This is a genomic window from Haladaptatus sp. ZSTT2 (genome assembly GCF_037081775.1).
Classification (GTDB): Archaea; Halobacteriota; Halobacteria; order Halobacteriales; family Halococcaceae; genus QDMS2.
The window spans coordinates 244,118-261,101 of the sequence record NZ_JBAMHQ010000001.1 but is presented as its reverse complement, the minus strand read 5'-3'; the positions used below and the strand labels follow the sequence as shown (position 1 = coordinate 261,101).

Annotated in this window: 14 protein-coding genes; 6 read left to right on the top strand and 8 right to left on the bottom strand. The window is 59.8% G+C overall.

The window, feature by feature from the left end; translation table 11 throughout:
- Positions 1-148 precede the first annotated feature (148 nt).
- Genes V5N13_RS01310 through V5N13_RS01290 form a run of 5 tightly spaced genes read left to right on the top strand, consistent with a single transcriptional unit; the run spans position 149 to position 7,529 of the window.
- Positions 149-1,318 carry an alpha-1 4-glucan-protein synthase gene (locus V5N13_RS01310; RefSeq protein WP_336359299.1) on the top strand — a complete coding sequence of 390 codons (1,170 nt, stop codon included), beginning with the start codon at positions 149-151 and terminating at the stop codon, positions 1,316-1,318.
- A 49-nt stretch (positions 1,319-1,367) separates the two neighbouring features.
- Positions 1,368-2,555, top strand: a complete 1,188-nt coding sequence (locus V5N13_RS01305; protein ID WP_336359298.1) for an extracellular solute-binding protein — start codon at positions 1,368-1,370, stop codon at positions 2,553-2,555.
- Between the two features lie 7 nt (positions 2,556-2,562).
- Positions 2,563-4,197, top strand: coding sequence for an ABC transporter permease (locus V5N13_RS01300; protein WP_336359297.1), 1,635 nt, complete (start codon positions 2,563-2,565; stop codon positions 4,195-4,197).
- On the top strand, positions 4,187-5,344 hold the full coding sequence (locus V5N13_RS01295; RefSeq protein ID WP_336359296.1) for an ABC transporter ATP-binding protein: 1,158 nt from the start codon (positions 4,187-4,189) through the stop codon (positions 5,342-5,344). The genes V5N13_RS01300 and V5N13_RS01295 overlap by 11 nt, the downstream gene beginning before the upstream one ends.
- Positions 5,337-7,529: an ArnT family glycosyltransferase gene (locus tag V5N13_RS01290; protein WP_336359295.1), complete on the top strand. Its 2,193-nt coding sequence runs from the start codon at positions 5,337-5,339 to the stop codon at positions 7,527-7,529. Before V5N13_RS01295 ends, V5N13_RS01290 begins: the two co-directional genes overlap by 8 nt.
- Here V5N13_RS01290 and V5N13_RS01285 read toward each other — a convergent pair whose 3' ends face one another.
- The 7 genes from V5N13_RS01285 to V5N13_RS01255 all read right to left on the bottom strand — a co-directional run bounded on the left by V5N13_RS01285 (position 7,530) and on the right by V5N13_RS01255 (position 14,195).
- Complete coding sequence (locus V5N13_RS01285; protein WP_336359294.1) at positions 7,530-8,228, bottom strand: dolichyl-phosphate hexose transferase; 699 nt, start codon at positions 8,226-8,228, stop codon at positions 7,530-7,532.
- Positions 8,229-8,315: 87 nt separating this feature from the next.
- Positions 8,316-9,794 carry an AMP phosphorylase gene (locus V5N13_RS01280; RefSeq protein ID WP_336359293.1) on the bottom strand — a complete coding sequence of 493 codons (1,479 nt, stop codon included), beginning with the start codon at positions 9,792-9,794 and terminating at the stop codon, positions 8,316-8,318.
- Positions 9,795-9,845: 51 nt separating this feature from the next.
- Positions 9,846-10,817, bottom strand: coding sequence for a transcription initiation factor IIB (locus V5N13_RS01275; protein WP_336359292.1), 972 nt, complete (start codon positions 10,815-10,817; stop codon positions 9,846-9,848).
- Positions 10,818-10,948: 131 nt separating this feature from the next.
- The gene (locus V5N13_RS01270) at positions 10,949-11,947 is read right to left on the bottom strand and encodes a TatD family hydrolase (protein WP_336359291.1); all 999 of its coding nucleotides are present in this window, start codon (positions 11,945-11,947) and stop codon (positions 10,949-10,951) included.
- A gap of 95 nt (positions 11,948-12,042) precedes the next feature.
- Positions 12,043-12,522, bottom strand: a complete 480-nt coding sequence (locus V5N13_RS01265; protein ID WP_336359290.1) for a hypothetical protein — start codon at positions 12,520-12,522, stop codon at positions 12,043-12,045.
- Positions 12,523-12,751: 229 nt separating this feature from the next.
- A complete protein-coding gene (locus V5N13_RS01260; protein WP_336359289.1) occupies positions 12,752-13,807 on the bottom strand; it encodes a tyrosine-type recombinase/integrase in 1,056 nt (351 codons plus the stop codon).
- Positions 13,794-14,195, bottom strand: coding sequence for a DUF5805 domain-containing protein (locus V5N13_RS01255; RefSeq protein WP_336359288.1), 402 nt, complete (start codon positions 14,193-14,195; stop codon positions 13,794-13,796). Before V5N13_RS01255 ends, V5N13_RS01260 begins: the two co-directional genes overlap by 14 nt.
- Positions 14,196-15,819: 1,624 nt before the next feature.
- Here V5N13_RS01255 and V5N13_RS01250 point away from each other — a divergent pair.
- Complete coding sequence (locus V5N13_RS01250; RefSeq protein WP_336359287.1) at positions 15,820-16,608, top strand: HpcH/HpaI aldolase family protein; 789 nt, start codon at positions 15,820-15,822, stop codon at positions 16,606-16,608.
- On the opposite strand, the gene V5N13_RS01245 is transcribed toward V5N13_RS01250, so the two are convergent.
- Complete coding sequence (locus tag V5N13_RS01245; RefSeq protein ID WP_336359286.1) at positions 16,609-16,974, bottom strand: hypothetical protein; 366 nt, start codon at positions 16,972-16,974, stop codon at positions 16,609-16,611.
- Positions 16,975-16,984: the final 10 nt, after the last annotated feature.

Here is a 16,984-nt window from a genome sequence, read left to right as displayed (position 1 = left end):
GTATGGTTTTGTTCACCAAGTGTCGGTCTAGCATATGAAAAATCGTTGTTTTTCACATTTTATTTTCCATGTTAAGTTATGTCATACCACGGCGGTGGCGAACGACAGATACTTTAGGCCAACCTAAAAAAGTAAAATCAGCTGACCAATGACCACAGACATTTGTGTCATCATCCCAACTATCCGCGAGTACGGGTGCGTTCGTGCGTACCTCGACAACGCGCGCGAACACGAGTTCGATACAGACAGACTTCACTTCTTGCTCGTCACCGAGGAGTTCTGTGACACCGACGCGATGGAAGCGATGCTCGATGATGAAGGCGTTTCAGGTGACGTGTTCGACGGCGCTCGGCGCGAAGCGTGGTACGATGCCCACGACATCAGCGAGTATTCACACATCATTCCGGCTGCAAGCCATGCAGAGACCAGCTTTGGCCTGCTCTACATGTGGGCAAACCCACAGTACGACCTCGGCTTTTTCATCGATGACGACACCCTCCCACACCCAGACGAGGACTTCTTCGGCCGCCATCTGGCCAACCTCGACTACGAAGGCGACATAGAGCGCGTCCAATCAGACACCCAGTGGGTGAACGTGCTCTACCAGAACGCAGCCGACCACGGCCTCTACCCGCGTGGCTACCCCTACGCCGCGATGAACGAGACAGTCGAGACCGACACCACCGAAATCTCGAACGTCGTCGCCTCACAGGGCCTCTGGACGAACGTCCCCGACCTCGATGCCGTGCGCATCCTCATGGACGGCGACTTAGAAGGGCAAGCCCAGACGCGGACTGGCGCAGCAGATTTCACGAACGATTTCGTGGCCGCCCGCGACAACTACCTCACCGTCTGTTCGATGAATCTCGCCTTCCGGCGCGAGGTCATTCCCGCGTTCTACCAGCTCCCGATGGACGACAACGAGTGGAACGTCGGGCGCTTCGACGACATCTGGAGTGGCGTGTTCCTCAAGCGCGCGTGTGACATCATGGGAACCGAGATTTACAACGGCTCTCCGCTCTGTGAGCACAACAAAGCACCGCGTTCGACGTTCGACGACCTGAACAACGAGGTTCCCGCGCTCGAACTCAACGAACACGTCTGGGAACTCGTAGACGAGATCGGTGACGATGCAGACTCCTACGCTGAAGCGTTCGAGGCGATGGCAAACGCCCTCGCAGATGGCGAGTTCGACCAGTGGAACAATGGTGGCTTTCTCAACTTCGTCGGTGAGTACATGCACGACTGGCTCGCGTGTCTCGCAGAACTTGACGGAGCGGCCCCGAGCCAGCCCGTCGAAGTACTCGCAGACGATTAACCCCGAATCGGCAGGTTAAAGTGATTTAGGCTGCCCTAAACTACTACTAATGGATTCGAGAGACACGTCCGACGCCAGCCCCGCTGGCAGTCGGAACCGTCGGGCATCGGGGACGTCCCGACGCCGGTTCCTCCAGTCCGCTGGCACCCTCGCTGGCGTCGCATCGCTCGCCGGATGTACCCAATTCATGTCCGGTGAAGAGACGAACACCACCGAAACTCCCGAGTTCGGCCAAATTGGCTCCGGACGCCTCGGTGACCAGATTCAGGGTGGCACCTCGATGAAGGACATGCCGGACCTCTCCGGTGAGATTACCATCTACTCCGGACGCGGCGAGGCGCTCGTCGGCGAACTCATCGCCTACATCGAAAGCCTCTATCCCGAGTTGGACATCCAGCCGCGCTACGAAGGGTCGAGTCAACTCGTTCAGAAGATTCTGAACGAAGGCCAGAACAGTCCCGCAGACGTGTTCTTCTCGGTCAACGCCGGGTCGCTTGGCTTCCTCGCAGACGAGAATCGAACAGAACCACTCCCAAGCGAGATTACGGACATGGTACGCACCGAGTTCCACGACCCCGACGGCAACTGGGTCGGCACCTCCGGGCGCGCACGGACGATTCCGTACAACACAGACTCGCTCAGCGAATCGGATCTCCCGACCGACATCATGGCGTTTCCGGACCAAGAGCAACTGCGCGACAGCATGGGCTGGGCACCGTCCTACGGCTCGTTCCAGGCGTTCGTCACGGCCATGCGTATCTTGAACGGCGAGGAAGCCACGAAACAGTGGCTCGAAGGTATGCTTGACCTCGGCGTCGAAGAGTACACAGACGAGTTCGCCATCGCCCTCGCCGTCGCGGACGGCGAAATCGACGCTGGATTCACGAACCACTACTACATCCAGCGGGTGCTCGCAGACCGCGAGGACGCGCCGCTCGCAACCGCATTCACCGAAGGTGACGCCGGAGCCATCTTCAACGTCGCTGGCGCGTGCGTCGTGGACACTGCAGCCGACCCGGAGATGGCCGCGAACTTCGTGCGCCACCTGCTCTCTGCTGAGGCACAGGCGTACTTCGCCACCACGACGTACGAGTATCCGCTCATCCCCGACGTCGAACCGGTGGGCAACCTGCCGACCATCGACGAACTCAACCCGCCCGCAAACCTCGACCTCACACAACTGTCCGACATTCGCCCAACGCTCGACCTGATGCGCGAAGTCGGCATCAGCGTCTAACCCGCCTATGGCTCCAGAGACAGATTCGTTGTTCCCCAGTTCGCAGGGTGGTGAGTCGTCACTGCCGCTCGGCCTCACGCTGCTCTCTGGAGCCATTGCGGCCGCCGTCGTGTTCCCGCTCGTCTGGATTCTCGCAAACGCCCTCGAAGTCGGCGGAACGACCGCCTTTAATCTCCTCACCCGCGAGACCACCGTTCGGGTGTTCGTGAACAGTACGCTGCTGGTCGCGGTCGTCACGGCGGCCACTATCGCCTTTGCCGTCCCGCTCGCCTATCTCACCGTTCGTACTGACCTCCCGTTCAAACGCTTCTGGACCGTCGCGCTCTCGATGCCGCTCGTCGTCCCGAGTTACATCGGTGCGTTCGCCTTCGTCTCCGCGTTCGGGCCGCGGGGTGAACTCCAGTCGTTGCTCGCGCCACTCGGCATCGAGCAGCTCCCTGAAATCTATGGATTCACCGGCGCGGCGCTCGTGATGACGCTGTACACCTACCCCTACGTGTTTATCTCCACGCGGGCGTCACTGAAGACGATGGACGCCCGTCTCGTGGACGCCGCGCGCACCCTCAAACACTCGCGGTGGGAGGCGTTTCGCCGGGTGACGATTCCACAGATTCGCCCGGCGGTCACCGCCGGGGCGCTGCTCGTCGCCCTCTACACGCTCTCTGATTTCGGCACGCCCGCAATCATGCGCTTTGACGTGTTCACGAAGGTCATCTACGCAGAGCAGAACTCGCTTTCGACGTTCGGGCAAGACCTCGCCGCGCTCCTCTCGCTCCAACTCGTCATCGTGACGTTCGTCATCCTCGCAATTGAATCGCGCGTGCGCGGGAGCGACACCATTTCGACGCAGGGCACCTCGACTCGCGGCGCAGAGGTTCGACTCGGCGCGTGGAAGTGGCCCGCACTCGCGCTCTGTCTTGGCGTTGCAGGCCTCGCGCTCATCGTCCCCGTCGGGATTCTCACGGCGTGGCTGATTCGCGGTGGCTCAGAATCGGCGGCCGCGTCGCTCGCCTTCCAGTGGGAGTATGCGTTTAACTCCGTGGGCGTTTCGGCGGTGGCTGCACTCGTCGCAGGCCTTGCCGGGCTGCCGATTGCCTACCTCGCCGTGCGCCACCGCTCGCGGGCGTCGTGGCTCATCGAACGCGCCTCCTACGTCGGCTACGCCGTCCCGGGGGTCGTGATGGGCCTCGCGCTCGTCTACTTCGGCGCGCGCTACGGCGGGCGACTCTACCAGCAAGAACTCATCTTGTTCCCGCTGCTCATCTTCGCCTACGTCGTGCGCTTCTTGCCACAGGCCGTCGGTTCGACGCGCGCTGGCTTCTTGCAGGTCAGCCCGACGCTTTCTGACGCCGCACGCACACTCGGGCGCTCGCCGGTGGCCGCGTTCCGTGAGGTGACGCTGCCACTGGTCGCCCCCGGTTTGCTCGGCGGCGCGTTGCTCGTCTTCTTGACGACGATGAAGGAACTGCCCGCGACGCTGCTCTTGCGGCCAACAGGATTCAAGACGCTCGTCACGCACATCTGGTCGGCACAGGCTTCAGGCCACTTCGGGCACGCGGCCATCCCCGCGCTCGTGCTCGTGGTCGTCTCGGCGCTGTCGATGCTCGTGATGCTCGCAATGGAGGGATACGATGTCAAATAGCGACTTTGCACCAAGAAATATCTCAGTCGATGAACCGCTCGATGAACCGTCAGACCGGGCCGTGCTCACGCTCACAGACGTGGGCAAGTCCTTCGGCAGCGAGCGCGTCTTAGACCATCTGTCGTTTGCCGTCCGTGAAGGCGAAATCCTCACCCTGCTTGGCCCGTCTGGGTGTGGGAAGACGACGACGCTCCGCCTGATTGCCGGGCTTGCCCGCCCGAACGACGGGACGATTCGCTTAAACGACACCGTCGTCGCCGGAAACGGCGCGTTCCTCGAACCCGAAGAGCGCGGCATCGGCGTCGTGTTCCAAGAGTTCGCCCTCTTTCCCCACCTCACCGCCGCAGAGAACATCGCCTTCGGCCTCAAGGACATGCCGAACGCTGAGCGCGAGCAGCGCGTCGAAGAACTCCTCCGCCTCGTTGGCCTCACCGACCACCAAGAGAGCACGCCAGACCAGCTTTCGGGCGGCCAACAACAGCGTGTCGCCCTCGCCCGGTCGCTCGCCCCCGAGCCGGAAATCCTCCTCTTAGACGAGCCGTTCTCGAACCTCGACGTTGACCTCCGCGTCGAGATGCGCGAAGAAGTGCGTCGCATCATCAAGGAAGCGGGCGTCACCGCGATTTCGGTCACCCACGACCAGGAAGAGGCGTTCTCCATCTCAGACCGCGTCGCCGTCATGAACGACGGCAAACTCGAACAGATTGGCAGTCCAGAGCAGGTGTTCCAGCATCCAGAGTCGCGTTTCGTCGCAGGTTTCCTCGGACACGCGAGTTTCCTCTCTGGAACCGTCTCCGGCGACAGCGTCGAGACGGGTATCGGGACGATTCCCCGCGAACAAATCCACGGCCTCGTCACCGAGTATGACGAGACGGAAATCGACGTGCTCGTGCGCCCGGACGACCTCGTCGCCCGGCCAGCGAGCGAAGCGCAGGCGGGCGGCCACGTCGTCTACCGTCGCTACCTCGGGCCAACAGTGCTATATCGGGTGGAACTCGAATCGGGAGACGTACTTGAGTGTATGCATAACCACGATGCCCGCGTCTCTCTCGGGATGCCGGTAACCGTCTCGCTCGCGGCTGACCACGACCTCGCGTGGTTCCCACCTGACAGCCGCTGGAGGGTCGATAGTCCGGCGGATGACTAACCGGGAGCCCCGAACCCAGTCCCCCCACGATACGACAACCACCGACGATTCCCCCTCCGATACGCCCCCCGGGAAGTACGCAGATGCGTCCGAACTCAAACGGGCCATCCTCACGTCCCTCGCACTCGCCCTCCTCAGTGCGCTCGTCGGCGTCGTCATCTACGCCATCGCCACAGACCTGTTTCCGTACCACTCGTCGAACCACGACGAAGGCGTGTATCTTCAGCAGGCACAGCTCTTGCTCTCCGGGGAGTTCTGGTTTGCAACCCCACTGCCTGACGCCTTCCACCCGTGGTTTTTCGTCCAAGACGGCTTTCGGCTGTACCCAAAATACGCCCCCGTCCCCGCCGCAATGTTCGCCGTCGGCATGGCGCTTGGCGAACCTCGCATCAGTCTCGCACTGATTGCCGTTGGCTCTGCGACGCTCGTTGGCCTGCTCGCAAAGGAGGCATTTGATACCCGAACGAGCCTCGTGGCCATCGTCGTCCTCCTCGCAAGTCCGCTGTTTCTCATCTCCTCGTCGGTGTTCTTGCCGTACGCGCCGACGTTCTTCTTGAACCTCCTGTTCGCCCTCGGCTACGTTCGCGCAATTCGACGGCGAAGCTACGCCTACGCGGCTCTCGCAGGCGTCGCCATCGGTCTCGCCTTCTTCTCGCGACCCTTTACGGCCGTATTGTTCGCCGCACCCTTCGTTTTCCACGCAATCTCGACCATCGGCGTCTCGCTGCCTGCGGGTGAACCCCTGCTCACCGTCACGTTCAGAAACGCTGTCATCGGCGTACTCGGCGGCGCGGGCGTGGCGCTCGCACTCGCCTACAACGCACACGTCACCGGGTCACCCTTCATCTTCCCGTTCGAGGCGTTCGCGCCGCTCGACGGCATCGGCTTTGGCCGCCGGGAACTGCTCGGCTACGAACGCATCTATAGCCCCTCGCTCGCCATCGAAGCCAACGCCCACGTCCTTTGGGAGTTCACCACGCGCTGGCTCCCTGCGGGCATCGTCGGCGCGGCGCTCGTCGCCCTCGGCGTCGGGTCGAGCGTCGGCCGCGACGACATCTCGGTGAATCCGTGGAGCCTCTCTGATGGCACGCTTCGCTGGATGCTCGCCGCGCTGTTCGTGAGCATTCCGGCGGGCAACGTCTTTTTCTGGGGCAACCTGAACATCCTCGCGCGCATGGACACACCCACGGACGGCCTCATCGCCCAGTTCGGGCCGTTCTACCACTTTGGCGTGCTCCTCCCGATTGCTATCTTCGGGGCGGCGGGCGCGCTGTTCATCGCAGACATCGCCCGCGAAACGGTCGTCGCGCAGTTCGACGCTAAAACCGCACGCGTCGTCCTCCTCGCCGCGCTCGTAATCTGTGTCCCCGTCGTCGCCTCAGCCGAAATGGCCGTCCTCGCAGATCCCGTCTCCGAGAATCGCGGCTACACCGAACGTTACGAATCGGCCTACGCACCATTCGAAAACCAGCAGTTCGACAACGCGGTCGTGTTCGTCGCCACACCGTACGGCGACTGGCTCAACCACCCGTTCCAATCTCTGCGAAATCAGCCACACCTCGACGGAGATGCGGTGTACGCCATCGACGGCGATTCGGGCGACGATTTCGCGGTCATCAGGCGGTACACAGACCGCAACCTCTTTCGCTACACGTTCCGCGGGGACTGGACGGCCGACCCGGAACCGGTGACTCCGGCGATTCAGCCTCTCGCCGTGCGAAACGGCTCTGTCCATAATCTCGAAACCGAAGTTGGCGTCGTGACCGCCGGGGAGACGGCAACCGTGCGCCTCGAATCCGACGAGGAGGTCATCCAATACGCCTACGAAGGCGACCTGAATGGGACGCTCGCGCTCAACTGGACGATAACGCCGGCAAACGCAAGCATCCAAAACGACCACCTCAAGCGCCTCGGTGTGGGCGAAAACAACACAGTCGCACTCACCGACACCGACGAAGTCGTGCTCTCGGTGACGTTCGTCCAACCCGGTGGTTCGACCGTGACCTACCGGCAGGCGGTGTCGGTCGATGCAGACCCGAAAAAGAACTCGATCAAACTCATCTGGCCGCCAGAAAAGCGCGTCTGTCGCCTACAGGCAAACTGTGGCTATGAGGGCACGTACCTCCCGGGTGCGGATGACTACGTTTCGGGCGTCTCCTTCGAGACGAACGTGACGAGCGCGTGATTACCGCAGGTGTTCTTCGGCCGCGACTTTCACGATTGATTTTGCAATCGCTGCGCCCCCTGAAAGTGGGTCTAACTTCGTCTCGCCTGCGCGTTCGTGGTACTCGATTGGTAGCTCGTAGATGCGATAGTCACGCATCAGCGGGCGCATCAGGAGTTCTGCGGAGAGGCCGGTGTTTTCGGTCCACTCGATTTGCTGAATCACGTCGCGGCGGTAGGCGCGCATCCCCGTCGTCGTGTCGTGGACGCGCTTGCCCATGAGCGTGCTCGCAAGCAGCGCGAACGCCTCGTTGCCAAAGCGGTTGAACGCGGGCATCGCGTCTGCGCCGTAGTAGAGCCGGTCGCCGCTGACAACGTCGTAGCCCTCGTTGATTTTCTCGAGGAAGTCGGGAAGTCTGGCCATCGGGTAGGTGTCGTCGCAGTCGGTCGTGACGACGACGGGGCGCTCGGGCGTTTCGACCGCTTCTTTCACCGCGATGCCGTAGCCCTGTGGCTCCTGTTCGACAACGGTTGCACCGTGTTCGCGGGCGATTTCGGGCGTGCGGTCAGACGAGCCATCGACGCAGACGATTTCCGCCTTCCCGTCAGTGACATCGTTGATGTCTCGACAGACTGCCGCAATCGCGTCTTCTTCGTTGTACGACCCCATGACAACGGCGAGGTCGTCGAAGGTGAACGCCTCGGCTTCGTGGGAACTCATTGGCTAGCCGGAATCGCTTCCTCGACTTGAAGTTTAGGTTTGCCAAAAAGGGTGCCAAACCGCCGACAAAACGCCCAAGTTGGCCGATTAAATTCGTTCGACCAACGCCTCTTCTCGACTCCGGACGCGGACTGGCTCACTGCGAGCGAGCAGTCGCTCTGCGTCTGCCAGTTTCTCGGCGCGTTCTGCGTAGATGGTGAACAACGGCTGGCCTTTCGTAATATCCTCGCCGACGGCACACGCAAGGAGAATGCCCGCGCCGACGTCTTTTGGCGCACCTGCTCGCCGGGCGAGGTCGCTCACCAGTGCGTTGTCGATGTGGGTCACGACACCGGACCGGTCTGCCCGCACCTCGACCGTTTCTTTGCCGGGGATGAGAGCCTCAATTTCGACCGCAGGATCGCCACCCTGTGCAGCAATAATCTCACGGAACTTTTCGAGGGCGGCACCGGAGTCCAGCAATTCGCTCGCGCTCTCGTCGCACGCACAGCACCCAAGGAGGATTTCTGCGAGTCTGAGGCTCTTGAGTTTGAGTTCTTCGGGGCCGTTTCCCTCCAAAACCGAGAGCACATCTCGGGCTTCGAGGACGGGCCCGATTCCCCGCCCGATGGGCGCAGACCCGGCGGTGATGGTACACTCAATGGTCAGTCCCACGTGCTCGCCCACGCGCTTGAAGTCCTCTGCGAGTTCGCGGGCGTCGGGGAGGTCGCGCACCTTCGCCCCCTCACCGTAGGGAATGTCGATGATGACGTGCGTTGAGCCAGCACTCTTCTTTTTCGAGAGGACGGAGGCGATAATCTGGCCCGGCGGGTCGATGGCGAGGGGCGTCTCGACGCGGATGATTTTGTCGTCCACGGGCGAGAGGTTCACCGCCCCGCCCCAGACGAGACAGCCATTCGTCTGCTCGACGATGTCTTGAATCTCTGTGAGCGAAAATTCGACCGGGCAGAACACCTCCATCGTGTCCGCCGTGCCCGCAGGCGAGGTGATCGCCCGCGAGGAGGTTTTGGGTATTTTCACGCCTGCGGCCGCCACAATCGAGACGACGATGGGTGTGATTCGATTGCCCGCAACGCCGCCAATCGAGTGTTTATCCGCGATAATCGGGTCGTCCCACACGAGCGATTCACCCACGGCTGTCATGTGTTCAGTGAGCGAGAGGGTTTCTGCGAGTGAGAGCCCGTTCGTGTACGTTGCCGTCACGTACGCCGCGAGCTCCACGTCGTTCAGCCGGTCTGCGTCGATATCTTCGATGATCGTCCTGAGTTCGTGATGTTCGAGTTCGATATCGTCTAGCTTCTTGCGGATGAACGAGACCGAATCGGGCCGTGGCGCGAGCGTCACGTCAACAGTTCCTGAAATATAGCCGAGTCGGCGCGTGACACCGAGTGTCCCACGGGCGACGAGGCCGTCGGTCACTTCGACGATGCCAATCGAGGTGCGGTCTGCGTGGCGAAGCTGTACCCTATCGAGCGCTCGGACGCCCATCTCCGCAGCATCCGCTCGATTGAGGAGGACGGTGGGAGAACGCGTCCCGATATCCACCGCCATAGCCGAGAGTTCCATTCCTGTATCTACGACAGAATGTGGTAAAAAGAGGTGGCAGGATTCACTCGCTTAGGCGGTCTTCCCCGCCGCTTCGAGAAGTTCCTGATAGCGCACCCGGATGGTCACCGTACTCACGTCTGCGACCGCGCTCACCTCGTCTTGGGTGAGCTTTTCGTTCGTCAGGAGGGCGGCGGCGTACACCGCAGCAGCCGCAAGTCCGGTTGGGCTCTTGCCGACGTGGAGGTTTTTCGTCTCACCGATTCGCAGGAGTTCACGTGCCTGTGCGACGGTTTCCTCAGAAAGCGAGAGTGCCGAGGCGAACCGGCCGACGTAGTCGTCGGGGGTTGCGAGCGTCACGCCCAGATTCAGTTCGCGGATGAGATACCGATAGGTGCGCTTGAACTCCATCTCGTCGATGCGGCTCACGACCGCCACTTCGGGGATGCTCCGTGGGCTTCCCTCGATGCGTGCTGCGGCGTAGAGTGCGGCGGTCGCCATCCCCTCGATTGAACGCCCGGGGAGCAGTTTGGCTTCGAGCGCCCGCCGGTAGATAGCGGCGGCTGTCTCGCGTACCTCTTTTCCGAGGCCGAGCGCGGAGGCCATCCGGTCGATTTCCCCGAGTGCCTGCATCAGGTTACGCTCGCCGTGATTGCGCGTTCGGAAGCGTTCGTCCCACGTGCGAAGGCGGTTCATTCGCTTTCGCTGACGCGAGGAGAGCGTCTGGCCGTAGCCATCAACGTTCTGCCAGCTAATCTTGGTCGAGAGCCCCTTGTCGTGGAGCAGGTTCGTTGCGGGTGCGCCGACGCGGCTTGCGTCGGTTTGCTCACCGTCGCTGAGGTTGCGCCACTCCGGGCCGGGGTCGATTTTTCTCTCTGCAACGACCAGTCCGCATTCCGTGCAGACCGTCTCGCCGTGTTCTGCGTCGGCTACGAGTCGGCCACCGCATTCGGGGCAGGCAAGTAGTTCGACGGTGCGTTTCTTCACTTTTGTCGAGACAGGTGTCTCGTCGCTCGAATACGAACGAATTGCTACGTCACTCATGGGTAGGTCGTGTGCGCGCTCGTCGGGAGAAAACAGTAGGACGACCGCAAAAACACTTGTAACTAATTGGAAGTTGAACGTAAAAAGGCTGTCGCGGAAATGCGCACGTACAGCCACCTACTCGCGGAAATTCACGAAATGAGCGAGTTTGGATTCTCGTAGGCAACTTGCCTGATAGTTTCTTCTGAGAGCCCGTGGCGGTAGAGTTCGAACAGCGTCCGTTTGAACGAGAACACGTCCCCCCGCAGGATTCCGGCGCTATCCGTCTCGATGAGGACGCGTTCGGGGCCGTACTCGTCGATGACCGCCGCAACGTCTGCTGCCGTAACCCCGAGGAGCCACGGGTAGCTCACGGTGAAACTCAGGTAGCAATCCGTCGTTTCGAGCACGGTCGGCGCAATCTGCTGGTCGCCATGAGAGATCACCATCTGCTCATCCGGCAGACCTGCCTCGTCTTTGAGGGCAATGTCGATTTCGGTGGCTTGCTGTTTCACGTTCTCTCCAGTAAGCACGGGTTCTCGTTGCATCGAGAGGTCTAATTCGTACCCCGGCAAGCCGCCGCGCACGCGGTCTGGGATGTCTACGCCATCGAGGTCTGCGGGCGTGTGAACGATTGCGGGAAGGTCTGCGTCGCGGGCAATCTCGAACTGGCGGCGCATCATTTCTTTTTGCTCGCCGAGGCTCCAGCCTTCGACGTGCTGAGAGGCAGTTATCCCGATTTCACCCACCGCAGCGACTTCGCCGAGCGCGCAGTAGTCGGGCATCAGGTCGAGCAGTTCTGAGACATCGGAAACGCGCGTGCCCGTGTGAATGCCAATGCCGAGTTTCGCGTCGAACAAGTGCGACTGGCGAATCTGCGCGAGGCGATTCAGCGCGTCGTCCCAGAGAAATCGCACGTCGTCGGGGGCGACGGGTTTGTACGGTAGCCAGTAGTACGCCGCCGCCATCATCACCATTTTTTCACACCCACTCAGGGCGAATTTCTCTCGGTCGCCCCACGAGAGCGTGTGCGCGTGGTTATGGATGTCTATCCACGGCATCGAGAGCAGTTCGGTGGGCGGCTCGAACGCAGAGTCACTTTCGACCACCGCCGCGTCAATCGGTCGTTTCGTTGGGTATCGCCCGGCCATTGTATGACCAACAGTGACACGGTGCAAATAGGTTGCTCAGAATCGGTCGCTCAGAAAGAATGCTGCTGAGAGATCTCTACAAAATCAGTGCCATGTCACACTGCAAAAACGGAGATAGACAAGTCATCAGCAGTTACTTTGATGTACAACTGATGGCGCCACGGGTCTTCTACGCGCTTGGTGACGGTCGTGTTCCCGTGAGTAACTGTGACTGTGTATTCAGCCCCTCGCGGACCGGTGTAATTGAGATTCTGTCTAATACCGGCGTTTGAATCAATGTTGAAGTGGCGTTGGAGTACGGTTCCGTTCGATTCAGTGGCAATCGTGAGCGTGACGTTCGCCGTTTTATTGAGCTCGCTCTTGATTCTGAGATTGTGTTCGGGCGGACTGGTGTAATCGGCCTTTCTCGTTGTAGTACTCGTCGTTTCGGTCGGCTCCCCTGTCGAGATGGCCTGCGTCGTCGTCGACACTGTCGTCGTGGTCGTCGTTGTAGACTGGCCGCTTGGAGTCCCAACACAGCCTGCAAGACCAATACTGCAGACCAAAACCAGCGTCAGGGCAGTGTGGAGGCGCATTGACAAAATGTGGAATAGTTGATGGTGAATACTTTCTCCCGTCCAATCACGCAAATTAGCCCACTACGACACTCCAAATAATTCTACGACGTCCACCCGAACCAAACGGGTTGGGTCGTGAGTCGAATTTGTGGATTTTCCTCCAACTGAGGGTGGCTCGAACACGCAGTTTCGATATAGCAACATGCACTTTACAAGTCGCACAACCGACGGTTGAGTTATGTTGCTTCTACAGCAACGAATAGATATTTTCCTCGTACACCTCGCGCACGCGGTCGCCCCAGTTGTGGGTGTAGGTGTCGATGATGTCCTCCGCCACATCGCCGCGGAGGTACTTCACGACGCCTCTCTCGCCCGTTGCATCCCGAAGATGGGTGGTGAAAAAGTGCCGGAAGTAGTGCGGCGTGACGTTCTCTTCTGCCCCGCCGCCAGAGCGATACCAACCCGCCTCCCGTGCGTGGGTTTTGACCATCCCGCGCACCATTTCGGGAGTCAATCGTTTACCCCAGTCGTCGCCGGTGCTCACGAACAGCGGGTCGGCCGGAGATGCCGCATCCGGCCGAATTGCGAGCCAGCGTTTCAGGACGCGACGCAGTTCTGCGTCGATTGGTATCACCGTATCTCGTTTGCGCTTGTTCGAGGCCGTGCGTTTTTCGCCGTTTACGACCAGCCCACGAGACGGCTCGCTCGCGACAAAAAGCGAGTCAGGTCGCGCCTCGATAGCCACTCGTATCGTATCCTCGTATGTCGATTTCACCCACTCGTCTTCGAGGTGAATGTCCCTGCAATCGACGTTACAGAGTTCCCCAACACGCATCCCTGTCTTGAGGAGCGTGACGACAACGGCCTGTTCGAGGGGATGGCCGAGCCCTCGGACGAATTCGCGCATCGCGGGAAGCGCGATTTCGCGACGCGTCGGGTCTTTGTTGATGCGTTCGTCCATCTCCTCGCGGACGAGCGTCATGGGGTTCGAGTCGAACGCCCCGACCTGGGTCATATAGGCGTAAAACCGGTGGAGGTAGGAGGCGTAGGTCGCAACCGTACTCTCTGCGAGCTGTCCGCGCATGGTGTGTACCCACGCCATACAGTCGCGTTGGCCGGCCTCGGCAGGGGTGATTGCCGTCCCGCGTGGATTGCGCGTCTCGTCGGCTAAAAACGCCTCAAACTCCCGAAGAACGCGTTCGTAGGCATTCCTCGTCCGTTCGCTTTTGCCGTGGTACACCATGTCCTGGAGGAAGTAGCCAACCGGGTCTTCTGCCGCGTCGGTCTGGTTACTGACGCCCATCCGTACCCCCGGAAACGGTGTACCCGCCGTGGCGTCCAGAGTACTGGATTTGATTGGCTTGCTGGAGCGAATCGAGCGCCGATTCGAGCCGGTCTTCAAACGAATTTGATAGTTCTTCGACGAGCGCATCCCACGACAAATATTTCCCGTTTTCGAGGAGTGCGAGGATGCGTGTTTCGAGGCCATCACCCCCGGGGTTCGCGGGTGCAGAACGGCCTTCCGAACGGTCGGCTTCGAACCCCTTTCTTCCGGCCTGTACCATGGCCCGGACGTACTCGCTTTGGCTCATGTCCAGCTCGGCTGCGTGTTCCTGCCAAATTTCTTTCTGGTAGGCCGGAAGATACGTTTTGACCACCGTTCGCTCGGTATCGACCTCGACGTCAGTCATTGAATGTGAACACTCACGCCACCCACATCAGTGTATCCCCACATGACTGGATAAAGTATCTTATCACGAGTTGCAGGACTCAAATGGCGGTCAAGATATAGGCTAATCCATAAATATGGTGCTGCTTTTTCGACCTAATAGCCCTATATTTATTGCTAAAAAATAGACCATTGCGTTGGTCTAGAGACAACAAATTTTGCTGGTTGAGAATATTTCTGGTTTACGACCGAACGGAGCAGTCAAATCATCGCAATCATCACAGAAATTCTACTGTGTCAAATTTTATAGAGATTGGTTAAATGTGCGGGGCAAATTGATCGAAAATCAGCGGGTGAAACTCGGCCCGATGCCCGACTGGGATACCCGTCATTTTTCGCCAATGGGTCTGCCTATTCGGAGGGAAGAACACGCGAGTTTTCCCGACCAACAATCGAGGAAATTGCGACGATAATCTCGCCTCGTGTACGCTCTTGAGAAAACGCAACATCCACCCTATTTATCTGAATATTTTCATTTAAATTGTCCTCGAATTCCAGTGGCGTAGAACCAAGAAAATATCGTGAATTAGCGGCGTGAGTGCGCAAAATTCGGCGGTTTTCGCGGAGGTGCATTCTCACTATGTGTACCCCCGGAGTTACGTGCCGAGAACGTGCTTCTAGATTTTCTGGTTTTAGGGTGACGAATCGAATTACGTGAAAATTCCGGCCGGTCAAACGTGGGTGTTTGACCAACCGATTTGTGTTTGTTCATTCGACGATGGTTGTGGGCCGGGTTGCTCTGCTATATGTTAGCAATAGGTGTGAACGTACATCGCAGTCCTCGCTCACTCTCAAACTTGAATGGCTGCTCACTGACTATCTCCTTTCTGTTGAATAGCGCCCTGTCGCGAGCGATACACCGAGCTCATTGCCGAAACACGCGGGGGCAGATACAGTGGTGGTACACCGCTCGATAGCGCCCCAGCGTGGACTCAGTGCCCGTTCAGTGCACCAGCCAACAAGCGCGCAGCAGCCGCCTGTGGCGCCCGTGTGAGTTTGTGAGGCCTGACCGCTGGCTTGCACCGGGGATCACAGCCACGACACGCTACACCGCTGCTGTAGTCTCCCAAAGGCCGTAGCCACGAGAAGAAGATCTGGCTCACAGCGCGTCCAGTGCACTCTCGCAGGTGAGAATCTGGGGCAATATGCAGACACCTTGGGAATGCGCACAGAACGCCTGTCAGAGCCGGAGACTGGATTGCGGTCACTTTGGCGGGCTCACCTCCGTGGTATGACTTCGAGTGATCTCATCGAGACACGACTGGCAGCCCAGTTCACTCGATTCGCCCAATTGTTCACCCAAAGTGGCCGAGTGTGGCGAAAATAGTCGAAACGGCATGTCCGACCGCACACATATAAACTGTATGTTGCTATATAGAATTGGTGCGTTCGCGGTACCATCTGCACTTCGAATCACGTGAGTTTCAGAACGTACTTCCCTCGCAAGTGCAAACGGTCGCTTGGTTGCTGACGTAGGATACCAGCAGCCCGCTTGGGCGACCTTACGCCCAAGCACTCAACTGGTGGTGAGCCGCTGGTATCCGCCAACGACGCAGAGTTATCTCCCCTGTCAGCGAGTAGGGTGTATGGAGCGCATTCGACAGAACTCACTGCGAAAAACGCTGGAATCGGGTGGGGTCGCCCTCGGTATTCTGGATAACACCTACAGCCCAACACTGGTCGAGTACTACGGCGAACTCGGTCTCGATTTCGTGTGGATTGACTTTGAGCATGGCGGGCCGAGTCCGTGGGACGGCGAGCGCTTGACCGGACTGCTCCGCGCAGCAGAACTCGTCGACACCGAATTGCTCGTTCGGTTGCCTTCAACCGAACCCGGCCTCATCAGGAAAGCGCTCGACGTGGGCACGCGGAACCTGTTTCTCTCGCGCGTACATTCGCCGGGAGAAGTCGAAGACGCAGTCAGTGCGACACAGTTTCGCTACCAAGATGCCGCAGGCGAGCGTGGGCTTGCAAATCCGCGCGCCGCGCGGTGGGGGCTCGCAGAAGATTATGTGAAGAGTGAAGACACAGAGACGGTGATTGGCGTGACCATCGAAACTCGCGAAGCCGTCGAGTCCATCGACGACATTCTTTCGGTACCGGAATTGGGCTTCGTCTTCGCCGGGCCGCTCGACCTCTCGGTCGCCTACGGCCACCCCGGCGAACTCGACCACGCGGACGTGACAGAAGCCGTCGAAACCATCCGTGCGGCGGCCGTCGACGCTGGCGTGCCACTCGGTGGCCTCGGCTTCGGAATGGACGATGTAAACGAGAAGGCGAAAAACGGCTATCAACTCCTCAACATCGGGAGTACAACGGGCGCGCTCAAAGGCGCGGTCGAAGGACTGCTCGACGACTTTGAGCGTCCGGTGTAGTTACTGGTCTTCCGGCGGCGACCAGAACGTCGGCGTCGTTTCGTAGTGGTTCGAATCGAGGTCGTCCGGCGCGAATTCGTAGAGCGCGTCATGTGCGTGACGATAGAGGATTTCGTCCGATTCGATTTCTTCGGGGTCTTCGTCTGCCGAATCGTACACGACTTGCCATCCGGCGTTGTCGTCAAAATGAAGCGCGAGCAAGCCTCGGTCGACGATGTTTACGAGCAACTGGTAGGCGAGTTCTTCGCCCTCGAAGTTCCCGCGCACGGCCACGCACTGCTCGATGCCGTCTAAGGCTTCTAAGTCGTCTGCGAGGCTCGCCGGGACGGGGTTGTTCGGAAGCGTATCGGCAAATGATTCAGGCATGGGTCATGCT

What these genes read in the sequence shown, in the direction of transcription:
- V5N13_RS01310 (WP_336359299.1), top strand. Translation starts at nt 149, where the DNA reads ATGACCACAGACATTTGTGTCATCATCCCAACTATCCGCGAGTACGGG.
- V5N13_RS01305 (WP_336359298.1), top strand. Translation starts at nt 1,368, where the DNA reads ATGGATTCGAGAGACACGTCCGACGCCAGCCCCGCTGGCAGTCGGAAC.
- V5N13_RS01300 (WP_336359297.1), top strand. Translation starts at nt 2,563, where the DNA reads ATGGCTCCAGAGACAGATTCGTTGTTCCCCAGTTCGCAGGGTGGTGAG.
- V5N13_RS01295 (WP_336359296.1), top strand. Translation starts at nt 4,187, where the DNA reads ATGTCAAATAGCGACTTTGCACCAAGAAATATCTCAGTCGATGAACCG.
- V5N13_RS01290 (WP_336359295.1), top strand. Translation starts at nt 5,337, where the DNA reads ATGACTAACCGGGAGCCCCGAACCCAGTCCCCCCACGATACGACAACC.
- V5N13_RS01285 (WP_336359294.1), bottom strand. Translation starts at nt 8,228, where the DNA reads ATGAGTTCCCACGAAGCCGAGGCGTTCACCTTCGACGACCTCGCCGTT.
- V5N13_RS01280 (WP_336359293.1), bottom strand. Translation starts at nt 9,794, where the DNA reads ATGGAACTCTCGGCTATGGCGGTGGATATCGGGACGCGTTCTCCCACC.
- V5N13_RS01275 (WP_336359292.1), bottom strand. Translation starts at nt 10,817, where the DNA reads ATGAGTGACGTAGCAATTCGTTCGTATTCGAGCGACGAGACACCTGTC.
- V5N13_RS01270 (WP_336359291.1), bottom strand. Translation starts at nt 11,947, where the DNA reads ATGGCCGGGCGATACCCAACGAAACGACCGATTGACGCGGCGGTGGTC.
- V5N13_RS01265 (WP_336359290.1), bottom strand. Translation starts at nt 12,522, where the DNA reads ATGCGCCTCCACACTGCCCTGACGCTGGTTTTGGTCTGCAGTATTGGT.
- V5N13_RS01260 (WP_336359289.1), bottom strand. Translation starts at nt 13,807, where the DNA reads ATGGGCGTCAGTAACCAGACCGACGCGGCAGAAGACCCGGTTGGCTAC.
- V5N13_RS01255 (WP_336359288.1), bottom strand. Translation starts at nt 14,195, where the DNA reads ATGACTGACGTCGAGGTCGATACCGAGCGAACGGTGGTCAAAACGTAT.
- V5N13_RS01250 (WP_336359287.1), top strand. Translation starts at nt 15,820, where the DNA reads ATGGAGCGCATTCGACAGAACTCACTGCGAAAAACGCTGGAATCGGGT.
- V5N13_RS01245 (WP_336359286.1), bottom strand. Translation starts at nt 16,974, where the DNA reads ATGCCTGAATCATTTGCCGATACGCTTCCGAACAACCCCGTCCCGGCG.